Origin of the sequence: Luteimonas sp. R10 (assembly GCF_045689605.1) — a bacterium.
Lineage (GTDB): Bacteria > Pseudomonadota > Gammaproteobacteria > Xanthomonadales > Xanthomonadaceae > Luteimonas.
Map to the genome: position 1 here is coordinate 1,054,021 of NZ_CP141262.1, position 22,176 is coordinate 1,076,196.

The 22,176-nt window shown below is 70.3% G+C and carries 7 protein-coding genes; 5 read left to right on the forward strand and 2 right to left on the reverse strand.

The genetic code is table 11. The features are described 5' to 3' along the window. The first annotated feature begins 18 nt into the window (after nucleotides 1-18). On the forward strand, nucleotides 19-1,155 hold the full coding sequence (locus U3649_RS04595) for a cupin domain-containing protein (RefSeq protein WP_407353707.1): 1,137 nt from the start codon (nucleotides 19-21) through the stop codon (nucleotides 1,153-1,155). A 340-nt stretch (nucleotides 1,156-1,495) separates the two neighbouring features. Further along, nucleotides 1,496-2,203 carry a response regulator transcription factor gene (locus U3649_RS04600; RefSeq protein ID WP_407353708.1) on the forward strand — a complete coding sequence of 236 codons (708 nt, stop codon included), beginning with the start codon at nucleotides 1,496-1,498 and terminating at the stop codon, nucleotides 2,201-2,203. Between the two features lie 13 nt (nucleotides 2,204-2,216). Here U3649_RS04600 and U3649_RS04605 read toward each other — a convergent pair whose 3' ends face one another. Then, complete coding sequence (locus U3649_RS04605) at nucleotides 2,217-3,602, reverse strand: sensor histidine kinase (protein WP_407353709.1); 1,386 nt, start codon at nucleotides 3,600-3,602, stop codon at nucleotides 2,217-2,219. A gap of 205 nt (nucleotides 3,603-3,807) precedes the next feature. Here U3649_RS04605 and U3649_RS04610 point away from each other — a divergent pair, with 205 nt between their 5' ends. Then, entirely contained in the window at nucleotides 3,808-6,162 is a 2,355-nt protein-coding gene (locus tag U3649_RS04610; protein WP_407353710.1) for a two-component regulator propeller domain-containing protein, read from the forward strand. A 38-nt stretch (nucleotides 6,163-6,200) separates the two neighbouring features. Here U3649_RS04610 and U3649_RS04615 read toward each other — a convergent pair whose 3' ends face one another. Further along, nucleotides 6,201-7,691, reverse strand: a complete 1,491-nt coding sequence (locus tag U3649_RS04615; RefSeq protein WP_407353711.1) for a sensor histidine kinase — start codon at nucleotides 7,689-7,691, stop codon at nucleotides 6,201-6,203. An 852-nt stretch (nucleotides 7,692-8,543) separates the two neighbouring features. Between U3649_RS04615 and U3649_RS04620 the strand changes: the two genes are divergently transcribed. Next, entirely contained in the window at nucleotides 8,544-18,353 is a 9,810-nt protein-coding gene (locus U3649_RS04620; RefSeq protein WP_407353712.1) for a DUF6923 family protein, read from the forward strand. Nucleotides 18,354-18,367: 14 nt separating this feature from the next. Then, nucleotides 18,368-22,087: a hypothetical protein gene (locus U3649_RS04625; RefSeq protein ID WP_407353713.1), complete on the forward strand. Its 3,720-nt coding sequence runs from the start codon at nucleotides 18,368-18,370 to the stop codon at nucleotides 22,085-22,087. Nucleotides 22,088-22,176 lie beyond the last annotated feature (89 nt).

The following is a 22,176-nucleotide window of genomic DNA, read 5'->3' on the forward strand; positions in this document are numbered from 1 at the left end:
CCGACGGGTGCCGGGTGGATGCTGGGCTGCCTGTTGTTCTCGGTGTTCGCGTTCGCGGCCTGGGCGCATGCCGCGCCCAAGCGGGTCTTCGTCGTCGGCGACTCCACCGCCAGCGAATACGGACCGGAGCGTGCACCGCGGACGGGTTGGGGGCAGGCGCTGCAGACCTTCCTCGACCCGGACGCGTTCGAGGTCCGCAACCATGCCAGGAGCGGCCGCAGCGCGCGCAGTTTCATTGAGGAGGGCTGGTTCGCGCCCGTCGAGGACGCGCTCGCCGCCGGCGACGTGCTGCTGATCCAGTTCGGCCACAACGACGCCAAGTTCGAGGATCCGTCGCGCTACAACGAGCCCGAGCGGGCGTTTCCGCAATGGCTGATGCGCTACGTCGCGCTGGCGCGCGAGCGCGAGGCCACCCCGGTGCTGATCACGCCGGTGGCGCGACGCAAGTTCGACCACGGCCAGCTGCTCGACACCCACGGGCTCTACGCCCAGGCGGTGCGCGAGCTGGCGCGGCGCGAACGGGTCGCGCTGATCGATCTCACCGCCGCCAGCACCGACTGGCTGCGCGCCCTGGGCGACGAGGCCTCGAAGCCGTACTACATGCACGTGCCGGAGCAGGACCAGGCCGACGACACCCACTTCAGCCGCGCCGGCGCCACCCTGGTCGCCTGCCTGGTGGTGCGCGAGTGGAAGGCGCTGGACCCGGCGCTCGGGCGGCACGTCGTGCGCGACACCGACTGCGGCGCGACCGCCGATGCGCGGGCGATGCGCGCGGCGCAAGCGCATCCGTCGCAGGTGCTGCGCGCGAACGACGTCCCGACGGTCGAGCAGCCGGGCCCGCACGGCGGCCCCGGGCCCACCACCGCCTGGCCGTATTTCGCCGACGCCGAGGCATTGCCGTTCGCCTTCCGCAAGCGCGTGCTGCACCCGGGCGCGGGCATCGGCCTGCACCCGCACGACAAGGACGAGATCTACTACGTGCTCTCGGGTCGTGGCGTGTTCGTGCTCGACGGCGAGGCGCACGAGGTCGGGCCCGGCGACGCCATGCTCACCCGTCCGGGCAGCACCCACGCCCTGCAGCAGGCCGGCGAGGCCGATCTCGAGATCCTGATCGTCTATCCGAACCGGGCCACGCGGTCCGCTCCTCGCAGGTGAGGCCGTGGTGACCGTTTTCCGGCGGTCTCGGCGACGTTCGGCGTGACGTAGGAGACGGTCCGAAGCGCGCCGGAAACCGGCGCGGGGGACGGATCGGCGCCGGTGATCCGAAGCGTGGAACTGCCATCGCGTTCACGCAAATGACGATGAAGTCCCCTGTATCGGACGTTATTTTCTTGTTATCGTGACGTCGCGCCGTCGTGCGCGATTGGGGGAGCCATCCAAATCCTGTCCGGTGGTCGACCGTCACGTCGATGACGGCGGCTGCGGTTGCTCGCGCGATGCGGGGCGGCGTCACGCATCGCAGAGAGGCCGCGCTCCGGCGTTTTGGCAAACGATCATGAACTCAGCAGTGCTGCAAGCGGCCAATGAACTGCCAAGGTTGGCGGTGGTCGAGGACGATCGGGAGTTCAGGGAAGACGTTCTGGTACCGGTGCTCACGCGCGCGGGGTTCGAGGCCGACGGCATGGCGAGCGCCTTCGAGCTCTACCGCGCGATGACTGCGCGGCGCTACGACCTGGTGCTGCTCGACGCCGGGTTGCCGGACGAGGACGGGTTCAGCATCGCCGCACACCTGCGCGGGCTGTCGCCGGCCCTCGGCATCGTGATGCTGACCGGCTATGCATCGGGCGACGACCGCATGCGCGGCCTGCACGCCGGGGTCGATGCCTACCTGTCGAAGCCTGCGAGCATGGAGTTGGTGGTCACCACGCTGCGCAACTTGGCGCGGCGGGTCGTGCCGGACGCGAACATCGCGCGCTCGAAATGGCGCCTGGACCAGGGCGGCTGGCGCATCCTGTCGCCGGGCGGCGTCGAGGTCACGATGACGCTGGCCGAGCGGCAGGTGATGAAGGTCCTCGCCGAGAGTTGCGGCATCCCGGTCAAGCGCGAGGCGCTGATCGCCAGCCTAGCCGAGAACGTGCACGACTTCGACCCGCACCGGCTGGAGATGCTGATACACCGCCTGCGCAAGAAATGCCTGAAGCTGGCGCGCGAGGATCTCCCGGTCCGCGCGGTGCGCGGCATCGGCTACGTGTTGACCTGGTAGCCGGGCCGCGGCTTCATCGCTGTTCCACGGAGCGGGCGCGTTCGCTTTCCGGCCCGTGGGCGCGGTCGGTCATCGGCAGGCGTACCAGGAAGCGCGTGCCCACTCCGGGATTGCTGTCCACCTCGACGCTTCCGCCGGCCGATTCCACCAGGTTGCGCACGATCGACAGTCCCAGCCCCGTGCCCTGGCCGCTGGGCTTTGTGGTGAAGAACGGTTCGAACGCCCGTGCCTGCACGTCGCGGCTCATGCCGTGGCCGTCGTCGTCGAGGACGATCTCCACCTCGTCCAGCGCCGGCAGCGCGCGCAGCGCGATGCGGAAACGGCCGCCCCCGGGCATCGCGTGCGCCGCGTTGGCGGCCATGTTCAGGACCGCCAGGCCGAACTGCGCCCGGTCGAAGGCGATCGGGCAGTCGTCGCCCGGCAGTCGCAGGTCCAGGGTGATGCCGGCGCCCAGGGTCTGGCGCAGCATCGGCTGCATGTCGCGCAGGGCTTCGCCGGCGTCGAACACCTCGACCCGGGTGACCTCCTGGCGGCTGAAGTGCAGCAGCTTGCGGGTGACCGCGGTGGCGCGCTGCGCGGCCGACTCCAGCCCCGACAGGACCTCCGCCATCTCGGCCGCGTCGCCGGCCTGCTTGCCGCGCTGGATATAGCCGAGCATCACCGTCATCAGGTGGTTGAAGTCGTGGGCGACGCCGCTGCACATGCGCCCCACGGCCTCCACCTTCTGCGCATGGATCAATTGCTCCTGCGCCTGCTCGCGCGCCTCGATCTCCGCCTCCAGGCGCCGGTTGGCCTGCGCCAGGTCGCGGCCCTGCCGGGTGGCTTCCGCCAGGCTGCCGCGCAGCGCCGCCACGCTGCGGTCGACCACCACCGCGATCAGAAGGAACATCACCGACCGGATCGCGGCGTCGCCGACCAGGTGCGCCAGCACGGCGTCGGTCGAACGCGCCTCCGACACCGCGCCCACGAACAATGCAGCCACCAGCACCGCGTACATCGCCCACAGCGCACGCCGCCCGATCATCATGCCGGCGACGAACAGCCACATGACCTGGATCGGCTGCTCGTACACCTGCGCCGACAGGCCGCTGCCGGCGTAGGCGAGCAGCAGCGTCAGCGCCACCACGACCAGCAACTGGCGGATCGCCCACTGGAAGCGGCCGCGCCGGATCAACGCGAAGCAGAAGAACGCCACCGCGCTGATCAGCAGGCTGCTCACCAGGCTCGCGGTCTCGCCCGGGCGCCAGGCGATATCGGTGCCGAAGATCCGGTACAGCCACATCAGCGGCGGCAGGGCGCCCAGGATCAGCAGCACGACCTGCAGCATCGGCGCGTTGCGCCGGTCGACCGGGTCCTCGATCGGCGCGCGCTGCAACCAGTCGCCCACGATTCGCCACATGCCGCGCTCCTCACCGTTACGACAGCGGCCAACTATAAGGCCGTTGCGGGAGAAGAAGATGCAGGCCGACGCCTGTCCCGCGCGGGCCTTGCGACCGAGCGTCGGAGGATCGATCGCGAACGCCGATCTCCGGTCCACGCGCCCGTCGCCTTCCGGCAGAATGCACGTCATGGGGAGGCATTGCAGTTGGATCCCGGGGCGGCTGATGGCGTTGGTCGCCGGCCTGCTCGCGGCTGGCGGTCCGGTTGCGGCAGCGCCCGTGGTGCAGCCGGACGAGCGGATCGTGCCGCGGACGTTCACCGCTGACGACGGGCTTCCGCAGTCCGGGGTGAACGCCATCGTCCAGACCCGCGACGGCTATCTCTGGATCGGCACCTTCGGCGGCCTGGCCCGGTTCGACGGGATGGCGTTCGAGACGTTCCGCGGACAGTCCGGCCCGGAGTCGGCGGCCGCGAAGGACGGACGGCGGAAAGGCCCGGCCAGCGACCGCATCATCGCCCTGCACGAGGACGACGCCGGACGGCTGTGGATCGGCACCCAGGATGCCGGGCTGAGCGTGCTCGAACACGGCATGTTCCGGCACCTGCCGGTTTGCGACGGCGTCTGCCAGGTCAGCGACCTCCTGCAGGGCCCGGACGGGGCGATCTGGATCGCGAGCAGTGCCGGCGTGCTGAAACTGGGGCCGGACAGCCGGCAGGAGACGTGGATCGCGCGCCTGGACTGGGCCGGCTACGTCCGCCTGTCCGGCGACGCCAGGGGGCGGATCCACGTCGGCGGCCACCGCGGCTTCGGCGTCGTCGCCGACGGTCGGATCCAGCCCATCCGCCTGCCCGGCAGCGACCGCAGGGTCTATCTGCTGGAACGCAGCGGCGACCACCTGCTGGTGGGGACCGAACACACGCTCTACCGGTACGACCCGGACCGGCGGCACTGGCAGCCGCTCGGGGTCGACCGCCCCGACTACGCCATCGAGGATGCCGACGGTCACTGGTGGGTGGCCCAGGCCTCCGGCCGGCTGGTGCGGGAGGACGCCGCCGGCAACTGGCGCAACGTGCCCGGACTGTCGGGCGTGGACGTCACCAGCCTGTCGCGCGACAACGAGGGCAACCTGTGGATCGGCAGCAGCAGCAAGGGACTGCTGCGGTTTCGCAAACCGCTGTTCGGGGTGATCGCCGTGCCGCAGCCGGAACTTAACGTGGCCGGCCGCGCGGTCGTCGCCGACGGGCAGGGCGGCCTGTGGTTCGGATCGGCCTGCGGGCAGCTGGGCCATTGGCGGCAGGACGGCAGCATGCAGGTGCTGCCGATCCGCCAGGTGCTGGGGAACGACTGCGTCGCCAGCCTGCTGCTGGACCGCGACGGCATGCTGTGGGTGGGAACGAACGGGGGCGGCCTGGGACGGATCGTGGACGGCGAAGCGGAGCACGTCTTCACCTGGCCGGCCGGGGAGTCGATCAATCTCTGGCAGCGCGAAGACCGGCGCTACGTGGTCGGTTCGGAACGCGCGACGTTCGAACTGGAGATCGACGCCCGCGGGCGGATCGTCGGCCGCCGCGACATCGACGCCCTGAAGGGCATGCACATCAACCAGATGATCGAGGCCGCGCAGGGCGGCCACTGGTTCGCGGGCGACCAGGGCGTGCTGCGGCTGGTCGATGGCGAGGCGGTCGAGCGCTGGACCCCGGCCGAGGGCCTGTCGTCGCGTTTCGCCCGCGCCCTGTACGAGGACGAACGGACGCGCACGCTCTGGGTGGGCACCTACGGCGGCGGCCTCAACCGCATCCGCAACGGTCAGGTGCAGCGGTACGACAGCGGCAACGGCCTGTTCGACGACACCGTCTCGTGCATCCTCGCCGACAACCGCGGGCGCCTGTGGCTGGGCGGCAATCGCGGCGTGACCCTGCTGCCGGCGCCGCGCGAGGCGGCGGCCACGATCGAGTCGATCGGCTACACCGCGGGCGACGGCCTGGTGCCGTCCGAGATCAACGGCGGCACCGCTTCGGCGTGCCACCGCGACACGCAGGGACGGTTGTGGTTTTCCCTGGTGGAAGGATTCGCCGTGGTCGATCCCGCGGACGTAGCGGAGGTGCGGGCCGCGCCGCTGCGGCCGCACATCGAGCGCGTCGCGGTCGCCGGGCGCGCGGTGGAATTCGCCGGACCGACGCTGGTGCTGGAATCCTTCGCCCGCAACCTGGAGATCCGCTACACCGCGGTCAATCTGAGCAAGCCGCGCGACACGCACTTCCGCTTCCGCCTGTCCGGGTTCGACGACGACTGGATCGAAGCCGGGCAGAACCGCAGCATCCTCTATCCCTCGATCCCCTGGGGCGAGCACCTGTTCGAGGTGCAGGCGCGCATCGCCGGCGGTCCGTGGTCGCCGGAGCCTGCGAGCCTGCGGATCGTCCATCCGCGCCCCTGGTACCAGCGCCCGTGGGTGTGGACGCTGGCGACGTTGCTGGGCCTGCTGGCCCTGGTCGGCAGCACGCAGATCGAGAGGGTCGGTCCGGACGCGACCGGGCGGTCGCGCCGTCGCGGCGGCGACGCGACCGCCCGGTCGGCCTGACCGCCCTCAGGCGGGCGCGCAGACGCGACGCGCATGCATCATTCGCCGCCGATCGCCGCCCGGGACCCGGCGCGGCGTGGCGCGCCGCGGGGTTGCGGTCGCGCGGCCGCGGTCCCTGCCCGCTGCGTCGCGTCCGCGGCCACCGCGACATCGTTGGCGCTGCCGGGCACCGGCGAGACCCGCGGTGCGTCGGCGGGCCGGGCCGCGCAGCGGTCGGCCGTCGCCAGCGGCAACCGCAGCCGGATGCGGGTGCCCTCGCCGGGCGCGCTGTCCACCTCGATCGCGCCGCCGCTGTCGGCGACGAAGCGCTGCACGATCGCCATGCCGATGCCGGTGCCCTTGTCCTTCGGCTTGGTCGTGAAGAACGGCTCGAACAGGCGCGCGCGCACCTCCGGCGTCATGCCGCAGCCGGTGTCCTCGACCCGGATCAGCGCATGGTCGCCGCCGGTCTCGATCGACAGCGCGAACCGGCCGCCCTGCGGCATCGCGTCGCAGGCGTTGGCGGCGATGTTGAGCAGTGCCAGCTCGAGCTCGTCGCGGTCCGCGGCCACCAGCAGGCCCGGCGGCGGGGTGTCCAGCCGGGCCTGGACCGCGCGCGGGAACATCGGCAGCAGCAGCGGGCGCATCTCCTCGATCGCCTCGGCCAGGTCGAACGTGCACACCTGCCGGACCTGCGTGCGGCCGAAGCTCAGCAGGCGCCGGGTGACCACGGTGCCGCGCTGCGCCGCCCGCCGGATCCTGGACAGGGCGTCGTCGTCGTCCTGCGCGCGCGGCGACGTCGCCAGGCCCACGATCACGCTGAGGATGTTGTTGAAATCGTGAGCGACGCCGGTCGCGAGCCGGCCGATGGCCTCCATCCGCTGCGTCTGCAGCAGGCGCGCATGGGCGCGCTCCTTCTCATCGATCTCGCGCTCGAGCTCCAGGCACAGCGCATCGAGTTCCCGGCTGCGCTCGATCGCCCGCTGCGACGACAGGATCAGCCGGTCCAGGATCACCGCCAGCACCAGGAAGCTCATGCACGACAGCAGCAGGTTCGGCAGCACCTCCGACACCGCCGCCGCGTTCGTCGCCTGCTGCAGGTCGGCCCACGCGCCGATCGCCAGTGCGCCGCCGGTGCCCAGCGCGGTCCACCACACCGCGGTCCGTCCCAGCAGCAGCCCGGCGAACAGCAGCGGCATCACGTGGGTCATGTGCAGCCCCGACTGCGCCCGCAGCCCGTAGATCCCGTAGCTGAGCGCGATCAGCACCAGGCCGCCGGCAATGGTCAGCGCGGCCGCAAGCCGGAACCGCCCCTGCCGCAATAGGATCAAGCAGCCCCACGCGTAGGCGCCGATGGCCAGCGCGCCCCAACGCTCGCCATCGGCGCCCGTCGCGCCCGCGTCGCTCCAGGACACGACCGCGATCGATACCGCCATCGCACCGGCGACGATCAGCAGCAGCTGCAACATCCACGCATTGCGCCGGTCCTGCCGCGCGACCGGTACGTGCATCAACCAGCCGACCAGGCCTTGCCGCAGACCGCGGGACATGTCGTGAGCGGTCACCTTGCTTGCCCCCCTTTGAAAAAGGGGGGCAGGGGGGATTTGCCCGGCGCCCGGCGCAAGCCACAGCCAAAGAAAATCTCCCTCAATCCCCCTTTTTCAAAGGGGGAAGCCAAGCGCGGCGCTTCCCCTTTTTCAATGAGGGAAGACAAGCGCCGGCCGTTCGGTCTCCGCCCCATGCCAACCCCACCTTGCTCACCGAAACTCCCCGCCAATATAACGGCCGTCTCCGGAAACCGGTAGACAGGTGCCGGCGGCGGAAGCGGCCATCGAAAAGCGTGACGCACATCGCAATTCCAGCAATTGGCGCCATGCAATTTAACGAGATGTGAACGGCGTCGGTTTTCCTGCGATTCGGGTGCCGCGCCCGGCATCGCAGGCATGCCTCGATCGCGGCACGGATGTGCCACGCCACCCTCCGCGACCTGCTGAAAACCCCAGGTTTTCCAACAGCCACGGCGCTTCCGCCTGCGTCTGGTTGGCGGGAACCCACGCCGTGCGCGGCCGCCGATCCGATCGCGATGGCCTTGCCGGAGCGGCGAATCCATGCCCGGTCCATCTGTGCAGTGGTTCCCAATTCGGCCGCGGACGCTCACCAACGGTGATGTTCTGCGAGTTTCCGTGCGTGATCGATGACGAGCGGCGGTCCTAGATTGCCTGCGCAAATCCTCGCGTGACGCCTCGGCCGCGGAACCGTTTTCATCGGTTCCATCGATCGCCCAGGGAAGCGGACGGCGGCGTCGCAAGGGGAGGGGAGATTCAAGCAGGCAATCCGCCCGCAGGACGCACGCGTCGGTCCTGCCGGTCGGTTGCCCTACTGAGCAGCAAGGGGAACCACCTGTGACCGTCACGTTTCAGCGCAAGGCAGCAGCGTTCTGCCGTTCGAGCCTCCTGTCGTTGGTCCTGGTGGTGTCCGCCTTCGCGGGCATGCAGGTCCTGGCGCAGTCGGCGGTCACCAACACCGCGACCGTCGCCCCGCCCACCGGCGTGGTCGACTCGAACCCGGACAACGACAGCGACGACGCTCTCATCACGGTCACCGCGCCGCCGCCGCCGTTTGGCAGCTGCGATTCGACGATGTATCTCAGCCAGGGCGACCCGACGGGCCTTTTCCAGTTCGACACGTCGTCGAATCCCTTCCCCGTCCAGCCGGTGGGGTCGGTTTCGGCTCACCGCTACAACGGCATCGCGTTCAACCCGGCCGACAACTACATCTACGCCATCCGCGTTTCGGACACGCTGCCGAACAACGTGCTGCTCCAGATCGGCAGCGACGGCACCGTCGCGGAGCTGGGAGCCGTCACCAATCTGCCGGACATCCTCGGATACGGCGTAGGCGAGATCGCGCCCGACGGCAGCTACTACGTCAAGCGGGGCGGAGACGACAACCAGATCTACCGCATCGACATCCCGACGCGGACGGCGACGCCGATCACCCTGTCCCAGTCGATCGCCGTGCACGACGTGGCATGGCACAACGGGCTGCTGTACGCCGCAGAGGCCGCCGGCGGCAACCTGTATTCGATCGACCCCGCGAACGGCGCCGTCACCCCGATCGGCGCCACCGGCGTCGCCGGCGCCTTCGGCGCCCTGTTCGGCGCCAGCAATGGTCTTTACGGCGGCAACAACAGCGGCGGTTTCTACCAGTTCGACCTAGCCACGGGCGCGGCCACGCTGATCTCGGACCTGCCGGGCTCGAGCAACAACGACGGCGCCAAGTGCGTCACCACGCCGATGGAATTCGCCGCCGACCTGGCGATCGACAAGGACGACGGCAACGAGACCTATCTCCCGGGCGAGGACGTCGTCTACACCATCGTAGTCAGCAACCTCGGCCCGTTCGGCGTCGCCGGCGCCACGGTCGACGATCCGTTGCCCGCAGGCACCACCACCGCCAACTGGACCTGCGGCAGCGGCACCGACGGCGGCGTCTGCGGCGCCGCCACCGGCAGCGGCGCGATCGCCGACGTACCGGTCAACCTGCCGGCCGGCGCCACCGTCACCTTCACCCTGACCCTGTCGGTGCCGAGCGACTTCACCGGCGACCTGGTCAACGTGGCCACCGTCACCAGCCCCGACGGCTCGTCAGACCCAAACCCGGACAACAACACCGACGACGACACCGACACCGCCGAGCCGGCCGTGGTCACCGTGGAGAAGACCTCGGATCCGGTGACGACCACCACGCTCGCCATCGGCGACACCGTCACCTACACGGTGACCACGACCGTGGCCGGCGGCCCCACCTCGGACGTCGTCACGCTCACCGACACGCTGAGCGCCGGGCTGGCCTTTGGCGCCGTCACCGACACCGGCAGCTTCACCTGCAGCGGCGAGTTGCAATGCACGCTGCCGGCGGGCACCGCACCGGGCACCTATCCGCTCACCTACACCGCCACCGTCGACCTGGGTGCCCCCGCCACGGTGAGCAACACGGTCGTGCCCACAGGCGGCGACACCCCGACCTGCGGCACCTGCACCACCCAGCATCCGGTGCAGCCGAACTTCGGCACCTGCGACGCGACCATGTATCTCGCGCAGAACAACCCGACGGCCCTCTTCGAGTTCGGCACTTCGTCGAATCCCTTCGTCGTCGATCCGGTCGGTCCCACCTCGTCATTCACGTACAACGCCATCGCGCTCAACCCCATCGACAACTACATCTATGGGCTCAGCGGGCCTGCACCCGGCACGCTCGTCCGTGTCGGCAGCGACGGCAGCGTGGTGCCACGCGGGACGATCGCGAACTTCCCGGTCAACAGCTTCGCCGGAGAGATCGGCCCCGATGGCACGTACTACGTCGGCGCGAGCGGCGTGCTCTATCGAATCGACATCCCGACGATGACGGCCACCCCCGTCACGATGAGCCAGAACATCTCCTTCCAGGACCTGGCGTGGCACGACGGGCTGCTGTACACGGCGGTCGCTGGCGGCGCCCTGTACTCGATCCATCCCACGACCGGTGTCGTTAGCCAGATCGGCACTGGCACGGGTGTGGCGGGTGCCTTCGGCGGCATGTTCGGCGCCACCAACGGCGTTTTCGGCAGCAACAGCAGCGGCGGCTTCTATCGGTTCGACCTGACCACGGGCCAGGCCACGCTGATCTCCGGCCTGCAGGGTTCTGCCAACAACGACGGCGCCAAGTGCCCAACGACGCCGCTCGAGTTCCCGGCCGACCTGGCGATCGACAAGGACGACGGCAGCGCGACCTACGTGCCGGGCGAGGATGTCGTCTACACCATTATCGTCAGCAACCTCGGCCCGTTCGGCGTGCAAGGCGCGACCGTCGACGATCCGCTGCCGGACGGCACCACCACCGCCAGTTGGACCTGCGGCAGCGGCACCGACGGCGGTACCTGCGGCGTGGCCATCGGCAGCGGCGCGATCGCCGACGTACCGGTCAACCTGCCGGCCGGCGCCACCGTCACCTTCACCCTGACCCTGTCGGTGCCGAGCGACTTCACCGGCGACCTGGTCAACGTGGCCACCGTCACCAGCCCGCCGGAAGGCTCGCCCGATCCGAACCTCGCCAACAACACCGACGACGACACCGACACCCTCGAGCCGGCCGTAGTCACGGTGGAGAAGGCCTCGAGCCCGGTGCCGGGTACGACGCTCGGCATCGGCGACACCATCACCTACACGGTGACCACGACCGTGGCCGGCGGCCCGACCTCGGACGTCGTCACGCTCACCGACACGCTGAGCGCCGGGCTGGCCTTCGGCGCCGTCACCGACCAGGGCAGCTTCAGCTGCAGCGGCGAACTGGTGTGCACGCTGCCGGCCGGCACGCCGGCAGGCACCTATGCGCTCAGCTACACCGCGATCGTCGACCTCGGCGCCACCGGCACCGTGAGCAACACGGTCGTGCCCACGGGCGGCGACGATCCGACCTGCGGCACCTGCACCACCCAGCATCCGGTGCAGCCGAACTTCGGCACCTGCGACGCGACCATCTACCTGGGAGTCGGTGCGCCGACGCAACTCGTCCGTGCCGATACCAGCACCAACCCGCTCACGTACCCCCCGATTGGCTCGCCGGATTCCACCGGTGGCTACAATGCCATGGGCTACGACCTCAACAGCAACTACATCTACGCGACGCGATGGGATGCGGGCACGGGCAGGTGGCGCCTCCTGCGCATCGGCAACGATGGTGTCGTGCTGGATGTAGGCCCCATCGTCGGCGGTGGAATCAATGCCGCAACCGGCATCGCCTCGGGCGTGATCGGCGCGGATGGTTTCTACTACGTCAAGAGCAACGGCGCGACGAGCGAGATGTGGCGCGTGGACCTGTCCACCCGGACGGCCGTGCGCATAGCGCTCAGCCAGACGATCGCCAACGCGGATTTCGCCTGGAACAACGGGCTGATCTACACACACGACCATGTCACCGGCTTCTTCTACTCCATCGACCCGAACACGGGAACGGTGGACCAGATCGGCCAGTCGGGCGTCGCCGGCGGCGTTTTCGGATCGCTAGTCAGCGCCAGCAACGGTGTCTTCGGTCGCGAGAATACGAGCGGCGGGTTCTATCGGTTCAATCTGACGACGGGCGTGGCGACGCTGATCTCCAATGGACCGTCGGGCGGCGGTGACGGCGCCAAGTGCCCCACCACGGCGGTGGAATTCCCGGCCGACCTTGCGATCGACAAGGACGACGGCAGCGACACCTATCTGCCGGGCGAGGACGTCGTCTACACCATCGTGGTCAGCAACCTCGGCCCGTTCGGCGTCGCCGACGCCACGGTTGACGATCCGCTGCCCGCGGGCATCACCACCGCCAGCTGGACCTGCGGCAGCGCCACCGACGGCGGTGTCTGCGGCGTGGCCGGCGGCAGCGGCGCGATCGCCGACGTGCCGGTCGACCTGCCGGCCGACGCCACCGTCACCTTCACCCTGACCCTGTCGGTGCCGGAAGACTTCGAAGGCGAGCTGGTCAACGTGGCCACGGTGAGCAGTCCGCCGGACGGTTCGCCCGATCCCAACCCCGACAACAACACCGACGACGACATCGACGCCACGCCGGTGATCACGGTCAACAAGAGCGTCGATCCCACCAGCGGCACCGCGGTAACGGTGGGCGACATACTGACCTACACGCTGACGATCGACGTGGCCGACTCGGCAACAGTGGCCGACGAGGTGTTGACCGACACGCTCGGTACCGGCCTGACGGCCGGCACGTTGCCGGCCGGCTGCGTGGACTCGGGCCAGGTGATCACCTGCACGCTGGCCGCCGGCGCGGCGATCGGCGTGCACATGTTCGAGTATACCGCGACGGTGAACGAGGACGCGGAGACCCAGGTCGAGAACAGCGTGGTGCCGACCAACGGCGTCTGCGAGACCCCCTGCACCACCGTCAATCCGGTCGATCCGACGATTCGAACCAACAAGAGCGTCGACGTCGGCAGCGGCACCGCGGTCTCGGTCGGCGATGTCCTGACCTACACGCTGACCGCGACAGTGGCCAACGCGCCCACGACCGAACCGGAAGTGATGACCGACACCCTGGGCACCGGCCTGACGGTCGGCACGGTTCCGGCCGGCTGCGTGGACTCGGGCCAGGTGATCACCTGCACGCTGGCCGCCGGCGCGGCGGTCGGCGTCCATACGTTCACCTACACCGCGACGGTGAACGAGGACGCGGAGACCCAGGTCGAGAACAACGTGGAGCCGACCAACGGCGTCTGCGAGACCGACTGCACCACCGTCAACCCGGTCGATCCGACGATCCGAACCAACAAGAGCGTCGACGTGGGCAGCGGTACCCCGGTGTCGGTCGGCGACACGCTGACCTACACGCTGACCGCGGTCGTGGCCAATGCCGCGACGACCGAACCGGAAGTGATGACCGACACGCTCGGCGACGGCCTCACCCTCACCGGCACGCCGCCGGCCGGCTGCGCCGCGTCCGGCCAGGTGATGACCTGCACGGTGCCGACCGACTCGCCGATCGGCACCTACACATTCACCTACACCGCCACGGTCGACGCCGATGCGGAGACCGAGGTGAGCAACGAGGTGGTGCCGACCAACGGCGTCTGCGAGACCTCCTGCACCACCGTCAATCCGGTCGATCCGACGATCCGAACCAACAAGAGCGTCGATGTGGGCAGCGGCACCGCGGTCTCGGTCGGCGATGTCCTGACCTACACGCTGACCGCGACAGTGGCCAACGCGCCCACGACCGAACCGGAAGTGATGACCGACACCCTGGGCACCGGCCTGACGGTCGGCACGGTTCCGGCCGGCTGCGTGGACTCGGGCCAGGTGATCACCTGCACGCTGGCCACCGGCGCGGCGGTCGGCGTGCACACGTTCACCTACACCGCCACGGTCAACGAGGACGCGGAGACGCAGGTCGAGAACAACGTGGTGCCGACCAACGGCGTCTGCGAGACCGACTGCGGCACCGTCAACCCTGTCGAGCCGACGATCAGGACCGGCAAGAGCGTCGACATGGGCGACGGCACCCCGGTGTCGGTCGGCGACACGCTGACCTACACGCTGACCGCCGTCGTGGCCAATGCCGCCACGACCGAACCGGAAGTGATGACCGACACGCTCGGCGACGGCCTCACCCTCGTCGGCACGCCGCCGGCCGGTTGCGCCGCGTCCGGCCAAGTCATGACCTGCACGGTGCCGACCGACTCGCCAGTCGGCACCTACACGTTCACCTACACCGCTATGGTCGACGCCGATGCGGAGACCGAGGTGAGCAACGAGGTGGTGCCGACGAATGGTATTTGCGAAACCTCCTGCACCACCGTCAACCCGCTCGACCCGACGATCACCACGAACAAGAGCGTCGACGTCGGCAGCGGCACCGCGGTGTCGGTCGGCGACACCCTGACCTACACGCTGACCGCGGTCGTGGCCAATGCCGCGACCACCGAGGCCGAGGTCATGACCGACACCCTCGGCGCCGGCCTCACCGCCGGTCCGATGCCGGCCGGCTGCACCAACGCGGGCCAGGTGATCACCTGCACGGTGCCCACCGGCTCGCCGATCGGCACCTACACGTTCACCTACACCGCCACCGTCGACGCCGACGCGGAGACGCAGGTCGAGAACAATGTGGTGCCGACCAATGGCGTCTGCGAGACCTCCTGCACCACCGTCAACCCGGTCGACCCGACGGTGACGATCGACAAGAGCGTCGACGTGGGCAGCGGCACCGAGGTCGCGGTCGGCGACACCCTGACCTACACCGTCACGGCGGTGGTGGCCAACGCCGCCACCACCGATCCGGAGGTCCTGGTCGACACCCTCGGCGACGGCCTCACCGTCGGCACACTGCCGGCCGGCTGCACGGCGTCCGGCCAGGTGGTGACCTGCACGCTGGCGGCCGGCGCGGCCATCGGCACGCACACCTTCACCTACACCGCCACGGTGGACCAGGACGCGGAGACCCAGGTCGAGAACAGCGTCGAACCGAGCAGCGGCGTCTGCGGCACCTGCACCACGGTCAATCCGCTCAGGCCGACGATCACGGTCGGCAAGAGCGTCGACGTGGGCAGCGGCACCGCGGTCGCGCCCGGCGACACGCTGACCTACACCCTGACCGCGACCGTGGCCAATGCGGTCACCAATGAGCCGGAACCGCTGATCGACACCCTGGGCGACGGCCTGACCGTCGGTACGCTGCCGGCCGGCTGCACCGCCGCCGGCCAGGTGATCACCTGCACGCTGGCCGCCGGCGCGGCGATCGGCGTCCACACGTTCGTCTACACCGCCACGGTGAATGCCGATGCGACCACCGAGGTCAGCAACAACGTCTCGCCCACGCGCGGCGTCTGTGACGACTGCAGCACCGTCAATCCGCTCACGCCGCGCATCACCGTCAACAAGAGCGTCGATCCGGCCAGCGGCACCGAGGTCTCGGCCGGCGACACGCTGACCTACACGCTCACGGTGGACGTGGCCACCGCCGCCACCGTCGATCCGGAAGTGATGACCGATACGCTCGGCGACGGCCTGACGGTCGGCACGCTGCCGGCCGGCTGCGCGGCCGCGGGCCAGGTGATCACCTGCACCCTGGCCGCGGGCGCCGCAATCGGCACCCACACGTTCGAGTACACCGCCACAGTGGACGTCGATGCGACCACCGCGGTCGAGAACAGCGTCACCACCAGCACCGGCACCTGCGAGACTTGCACCACCACCAACCCGGTGATCTCGAAGGTGCTGGTGGGCAAGACCTCCAACCCGGAGGACGGCACCGAGGTCGCCGTCGGCGACGTCATCACCTACACGGTGACGGTGACGGTGTCCAGTGGCGCCACCACCGAAGCGCTGCTCCTGCCCGACACCCTGAGCGCCGGGCAGACCCTGCTCGTCGATTCGATCGTGACCCCGGCGGGCGGCAGCTGCGATGTCGTCGCGACCGGGCTCGAGTGCACCCTGGCGGCCGGCGCGCTGCCGGGCGTGCACACCTTCACCTACCAGGCGCAGGTGGACCCGGCCGCGGTCGGCGAAGTCGGCAACGTCGTGACCGCGACCGGTGGCGGCGGGTCCGAACCGGAGTGCACCGACTGCAGCACGGAGCACCCGCTGGCCGAGCCGGTGATCACCATCGCCAAGACGTCCGACCCGGGCGACGGCGAAGAGGTGAGCGTCGGCGACACGCTGATGTACACCCTGTCGGTGACGATCGAGAAGGCCGCGATCACCACCCCGGTGCGGCTGCACGACACGCCGGGGACCGGGCTGACGGTGGGCGCGCTGCCGGCCGGCTGCGTCGACGGCTCGGGCCAGATCGTCTGCACGCTGGAGACCGGCACGGTGCCCGGCGTCTACACCTTCAGTTATCCGGCGACGGTGGATGCCAGCGCCTCGGGCGAGGTGACCAACGCAGTGGTGAGCGAGTACGGCGGCAGCCTCGAGCCGGTGTGCCAGCCGTGCGGGACGTCGCACCAACTGGCGGACGAGCCGGAGCTGCGGGTGGTCAAGACCGCGGGGGTGCGCACGGCGCAGGTGGGCGACCTGGTGCGCTACACGCTGACGGTGGAGAACGTGGGCGTGGTGAACGTGAGCGGGGCGACCCTGGTCGACACCCCGCCGGCGGGCTTCAGCTACGTCGAAGGCTCGATGGCGGTCGACGACGGCGACGACGCCTTCGACCTGGCGCCGAGCCAGTCGCCGCTGCGCATCGGCGGGATCGACATTGCCGCGGGCGAGAGCGCGACCATCGTCTACCTGCTGCGGGTGGGCGCCGGCGTGCGCCACGGCACCCAGGTGAACACGGCGGTGGCGCAGGACGCGGCCGGCCGCCCGATCTCCAACACCGCCACCGCGCAGGTGTCGGTCGAGGCCGATCCGCTGCTCGACGACAGCCTGATCTTCGGCACGGTGTTCAACGACCGCGACGGCGACGGCTGGCAGGACAGCGCGGCCCTGAGCGGGGTGCGGGTGCAGGGCGGGTTCGCGGCGGGCGCTTATCTGGCCGGCTCGACCACGCTCGACCGCGGCACGGGCGCCGAACCGGTGGCCGACGCCAGCGCGCCGCTGCTGCACGGCATCGCCGTGGGCGCGATCGCGGCCCGTCAGTCCGAGGCCGACCCGGGCCCGCAGGTGGTGATCCGCCAGCGTCTGCGCGAGGCGGCCTTCACCGATGACTTCGTGCTCACCAGCGACGAAGGCGTGACGGTGCGCATGGATGCGGCCGGCACCACCACGGTGGACCGGTCGGGCGCGGCCGCCAAGGGCCTGAACGCCGCCGCGCCGACGGTCGAGCGCCGCATCGCCCAGGGCGAGGGCGGGGTGGTGGTGGACTACGTGATCGGCAACGCCGGGATCGACGAGCGCGGCATCCCGGGCGTGCGGATCGCCTCGGTGGACGGGCTGCTGATCGAGACCGACCAGTACGGCCGCTACCACCTGGCCGACGTGCAAGGCGGCACCCGCGGCCACCGCAACTTCATCCTCAAGCTGGATCCGTCGACGCTGCCGCCGGGCACGCCGCTGACCACCGACAACCCGCTGGTGCGGCGGATCACCCCGGGTATCCCGGTGCGCTTCGACTTCGGCGTGCAGCTGCCGGCCGAGCCGATCCCCGGCGGCACCGAGGCGGTGGAACTGACCCTGGGCGAGGTGATCTTCGCCCCGGGCAGCGCCGAGGTGCGCAGCGAGTACGGGCCCGCGATCGCGAAGATGGCCGAGCAGGTGAACGCCTACGGCGGCGGCGAGGTGGTGATCACCGCCAACGGCGATCACCAGGCCCTGGCCTTCGACCGCGCCAGCGCGGTGCGCGAGGCGCTGCTGGCGCAGGTGGCGCCGGAGCACCGGCAGGCGCTGACGGTGAGCGTGCACACCGAGGTGCACGACCTGGTGGCGGGCGTGACCGAGGGCGGGGCGTTGCTGGGCACGGTGCTGTTCGACACCGACCGGTCCGAGATCAAGCCCGAGTTCGCGCCGCTGCTCGAGCGGGTGGCGGCCCGCCTGGAGGCGATGGGCGGGGGCGCGATCGCGGTGGTCGGGCACACCGACGTGCGCGGCCCCCACGCCTACAACGCCGGGCTGGGCCTGCGGCGGGCGCGGGCGGTGTACGAGGCGTTGGCCGAACGGTTGAGTCCCGAGGTGCGCGCGCAGGTGCGCGTGGAGTCCAGCAACGATCCGACAGCCCCTGTCGGTCCGGAACGCAAGTGAGAGGGGGCCGGATCATGAAGATGAAGCTGCTCGATACCGCCCTGCTCGGCATCCTGGCGGGCATGGCCGCGCCGGCGCTGGCGCAGGACCTGCCGGCCCCGCCGGCCACGGCGCAGACCGGCGCCGAGGCCTGGCTGTACCAGCCGGCCCCGGACGGCGACGCGACCGCCCTGGACTGCGGCGCCGACGGCTGCGCCTCCGACGAAGGCCTGGTGTTCAAGCTGCGCACGCGCAGCTACGACCGGCCGGTGACCGAAGGCACCAGCGCGCAGTCCTCGTCCGAGGCGCTGCAGCCGGACCGGCGCGTGACCGTCGGCCTGGACGCACCCGGCCGCGCCGTGGCCCAGGGCCGGTTCTCGGTGTACCTGCCCGGCGGCGGGGTGATCTGGGCGACCGAGGACCCGACCCTGGGCCTGCCCGAGCTGTCGGTCTCGGCGCCGACCATGGTGCCGTTCGACGGCAGCGCGATCACCCGGCCGGTGCGCTTCTTCGTGCGCGGCAACTACACCGGCTTCATCGAGAAGATGGAGCTGGCGGTGTTCCGCGGCACCGACGGCGACCTGGTGCGGCCGCTGGCCAAGGTGCCGATCGCCGTGGCCCCGGTGACCGAGGCCGAGTGGGACGGCGTGCTGCCGGCGGACATCCGCTTCCGGGTCGGCGACGAGCTGGTGTACGTGCTGCGTGCGTTCGACGCCGAGGGCAACATCGATGAGACCCACGCCCGGCGCCTGCAGCTGGTGCGCCCGGACGAGGCCGAGCGCGGCCGCCAGCAGCTACGCGAGGGCACCGAGCGCAGCCACGGCCTGGCGCTGGGCGCCGAGCAGGCCGAGACCCAGCGCCTGATCGACGACGTGTTCGGCCAGAGCGCGCTGCGCTACCAGAACATCCCGATCTACGGCTCGCGGGTGCGGGTGCAGGGCCGCAACCTGCCGCCCGGCTACGCGCTGCTGATCAACGGCGACAGCTACCCGGTGGACCTGGAGCGCAAGTTCGTCGCCGAGTACCTGCTGCCGGTCGGCCAGCACAGCTTCGACATCGCCCTGCAGGGCGGCGAGGGCGCCACCCCGGCGCGGCACCGGCTGGACGTGGACGTGAGCGGGCGCTACTTCTTCGGCGTCGGCCTGGCCGACCTGACGGTGTACGAGAACAAGGCCAGCGGCCCCGGCCGCGACCTGGCCCTGGCCGGGCGCGAGGACGACATCCTCAGCGACGGCCGCCTGGCGTTCTATGGCAAGGCCAAGCTCAAGGGCAAGTACCTGGTCACCGCCCAGGCCGACACCCAGGACCGGCCGCTGGAGGACCTGTTCGACGGCTTCACCCAGGCCGACCCGCAGGACATCTTCCGGCGCCTGGACCCGGACCTGTACTACCCGACCTACGGCGACGACTCGACCACCTACCGCGACGTCGACACCATGGGCCGGTTCTACCTGCGCGCCGACTGGGACAAGAACGAGGCGCTGTGGGGCAACTTCTACACCGGCATCACCGGCACCGAGTACGCGCAGTACGTGCGCTCGCTGTACGGCGCGGCGCTGAACTGGCGCTCGCGGGCGGCCAACCCGTGGGGCGATGCCGGCACCGAGCTGCGGGTGTTCGCCTCCGAGGCGCAGACCGCGCCGGGCCACAGCGAGTTCCGCGGCAGCGGCAGCCAGTACTACCTGCGCCACACCGACGTGCTGCCGGGCTCGGAGCACGTGGTGATCGAGGTGCGCGACCCGACCACCGGGCGGGTGGAGCAGCGCATCGAGCTGGTGCGCGGGGCCGACTACGAGATCGACGAGTTCCAGGGACGGCTGACCCTGGCCAAGTCGCTCTCGCCGATCACGCACGACAACGTGCCCGGGATCACCCGCGACACGCCGCTGGGCGGGTTCGAGCAGCGCCTGATCGTGGACTACGAGTGGGTGCCCTCGAGCTTCAACGCCGACGAGATCGCCGCCGGCGTGCGCGGCAAGCACTGGTTCGGCGACCACGTCGGGGTCGGGCTGACCTACGTCGACGAGAACCGCGCCGGCGAGGACTACACCCTGATGGCGGCCGACCTGACCCTGCAGGCGGGCAAGGGCACGTACCTGAAGCTGGAGCACAGCAAGACGGAGGCGACCAGCGCGCCGGTGTTCTACTCCGACGACGGCGGCCTGTCGTTCACCCGGCTCAACCCGGACGGCCCGCGCGAGGGCGAGGCCCGCGCGGTCGAGGCGCGGGTCAACTTCCAGGAGATGGGCTGGACCGAGCAGGCCTGGAGCGCGGGGGCGTGGTGGCGGCAGGTCGATGCCGGCTACTCGATCTCGCGCTTCGACACCGGCCAGGCGGTCGAGGAGCACGGCGCCGAGGTGCTGGGCCAGTTCACGCCCAACGTCGGGATCTACGCCCGCTACAGCAAGGCCGAGCGCGGCGGCGAGTCGCTGACGCAGATGCAGGTGACCGGCGAGTGGCGGATCAGCGACGACGGCGCGGTGACCGCCGAGGTCCGGCGCACCGAGGAGGAGCGCAGCACCGGCGAGGCCGCCGGCACCCTGGGCGCGTTGCGCTACACCCACCGCTTCGGCACCGCGCTGGACGTGTTCGGCACCGCCCAGGTGACCCTGGACGACGACAGCGGCCAGTACGCCGACAACGACGCCTACAGCCTGGGCACGCGCTACAACTTCGCCAACCTGTCGAACCTCGGTGCGGAAGTGACCACCGGCGACCGCGGCGACGCGGCGACGGTGGACGGCGAGTGGCGGCTGAACGCGCAGCACAGCTTCTACGGCGGCTACACCTACTCGACCGACGAGACCGCCTACCACTCGCTGTTCAACCCGAACCGGCAGAACGGCTGGACCTTCGGCCAGCGCTGGCGGCTGTCCAACCAGGTGAACCTGTTCAACGAGAGCCAGTTCCTCAAGAGCCGCAACGAGTCCGGGCTGGTGCACACCTACGGCATGGACTTCTACCCGGCGGTGGGCTGGAACCTGGGCTTCACCTTGAGCGACGGCGAGCTGACCAACAGCGCCGGCGACCAGGTCGAGCGCGAGGTGGTGAGCATCAGCGGCGGGCGGACCTCGCAGGCGACCGACTGGCGCAGCAAGCTGGAGTGGCGGCGCGACGACGGCGCCGAGCGGCGCACGCAGTGGGTGAGCACCAACCACCTGAGCCACAAGGTCAACGAGAGCTGGCGGATCGCGGCGCGGTTCAACTACGCCGACACCGACGACGAGCTCAACCCGGCGGCGGGGGCCAAGTTCATCGAGGGCAACTTCGGCTTCGCCTACCGGCCGTGGAACAGCAGCCGCTGGGGCCTGTTCGGGCGCTACACGTACCTGTACGACCTGGCCACGCTGGGCCAGGTGGGCGGGGCGCAGTACGACCAGAAGAGCCAGGTGCTGGCGTTCGAGGGCGTGTACCGGATCGACCACCACTGGGAGCTGGCGGCCAAGCTGGCCCGGCGCGAGGGCGAGGTGCGGTTCGGGCGCGGAACGGGCGACTGGTTCGACTCGGCCACGACCTTCGCCGCCGGCCAGATCCGCTACGAGCTGCGCGAGAAGTGGCATGCGCTGGGCGAATACCGCTGGCTGGACGTCAAGGACGGCGGCACCCGGCAGGGCTTCTTGGTGGGCGTGGACCGCGACCTCAACCGCAACTTCCGCATCGGCGCCGGCTACAACTTCACCGACTTCAGCGACGACCTGACCGACTTCGACTACGACCACAAGGGCTGGTTCGTCAACTTCGTGGGGAGCTATTGATGACATGGCTGGCCATCCATGGCTCAGGTGATGCCAAGCAGTTCCCCCCTTTGAAAAAGGGGGGCAGGGGGGATTTGCCCGGCGCCCGG

Bases quoted from the DNA above. Each gene is read 5' to 3' on its own strand.
- U3649_RS04595 (WP_407353707.1), top strand. From the start codon at position 19: ATGCTGGGCTGCCTGTTGTTCTCGGTGTTCGCGTTCGCGGCCTGGGCG.
- U3649_RS04600 (WP_407353708.1), top strand. From the start codon at position 1,496: ATGAACTCAGCAGTGCTGCAAGCGGCCAATGAACTGCCAAGGTTGGCG.
- U3649_RS04605 (WP_407353709.1), bottom strand. From the start codon at position 3,602: ATGTGGCGAATCGTGGGCGACTGGTTGCAGCGCGCGCCGATCGAGGAC.
- U3649_RS04610 (WP_407353710.1), top strand. From the start codon at position 3,808: ATGGCGTTGGTCGCCGGCCTGCTCGCGGCTGGCGGTCCGGTTGCGGCA.
- U3649_RS04615 (WP_407353711.1), bottom strand. From the start codon at position 7,691: ATGTCCCGCGGTCTGCGGCAAGGCCTGGTCGGCTGGTTGATGCACGTA.
- U3649_RS04625 (WP_407353713.1), top strand. From the start codon at position 18,368: ATGAAGATGAAGCTGCTCGATACCGCCCTGCTCGGCATCCTGGCGGGC.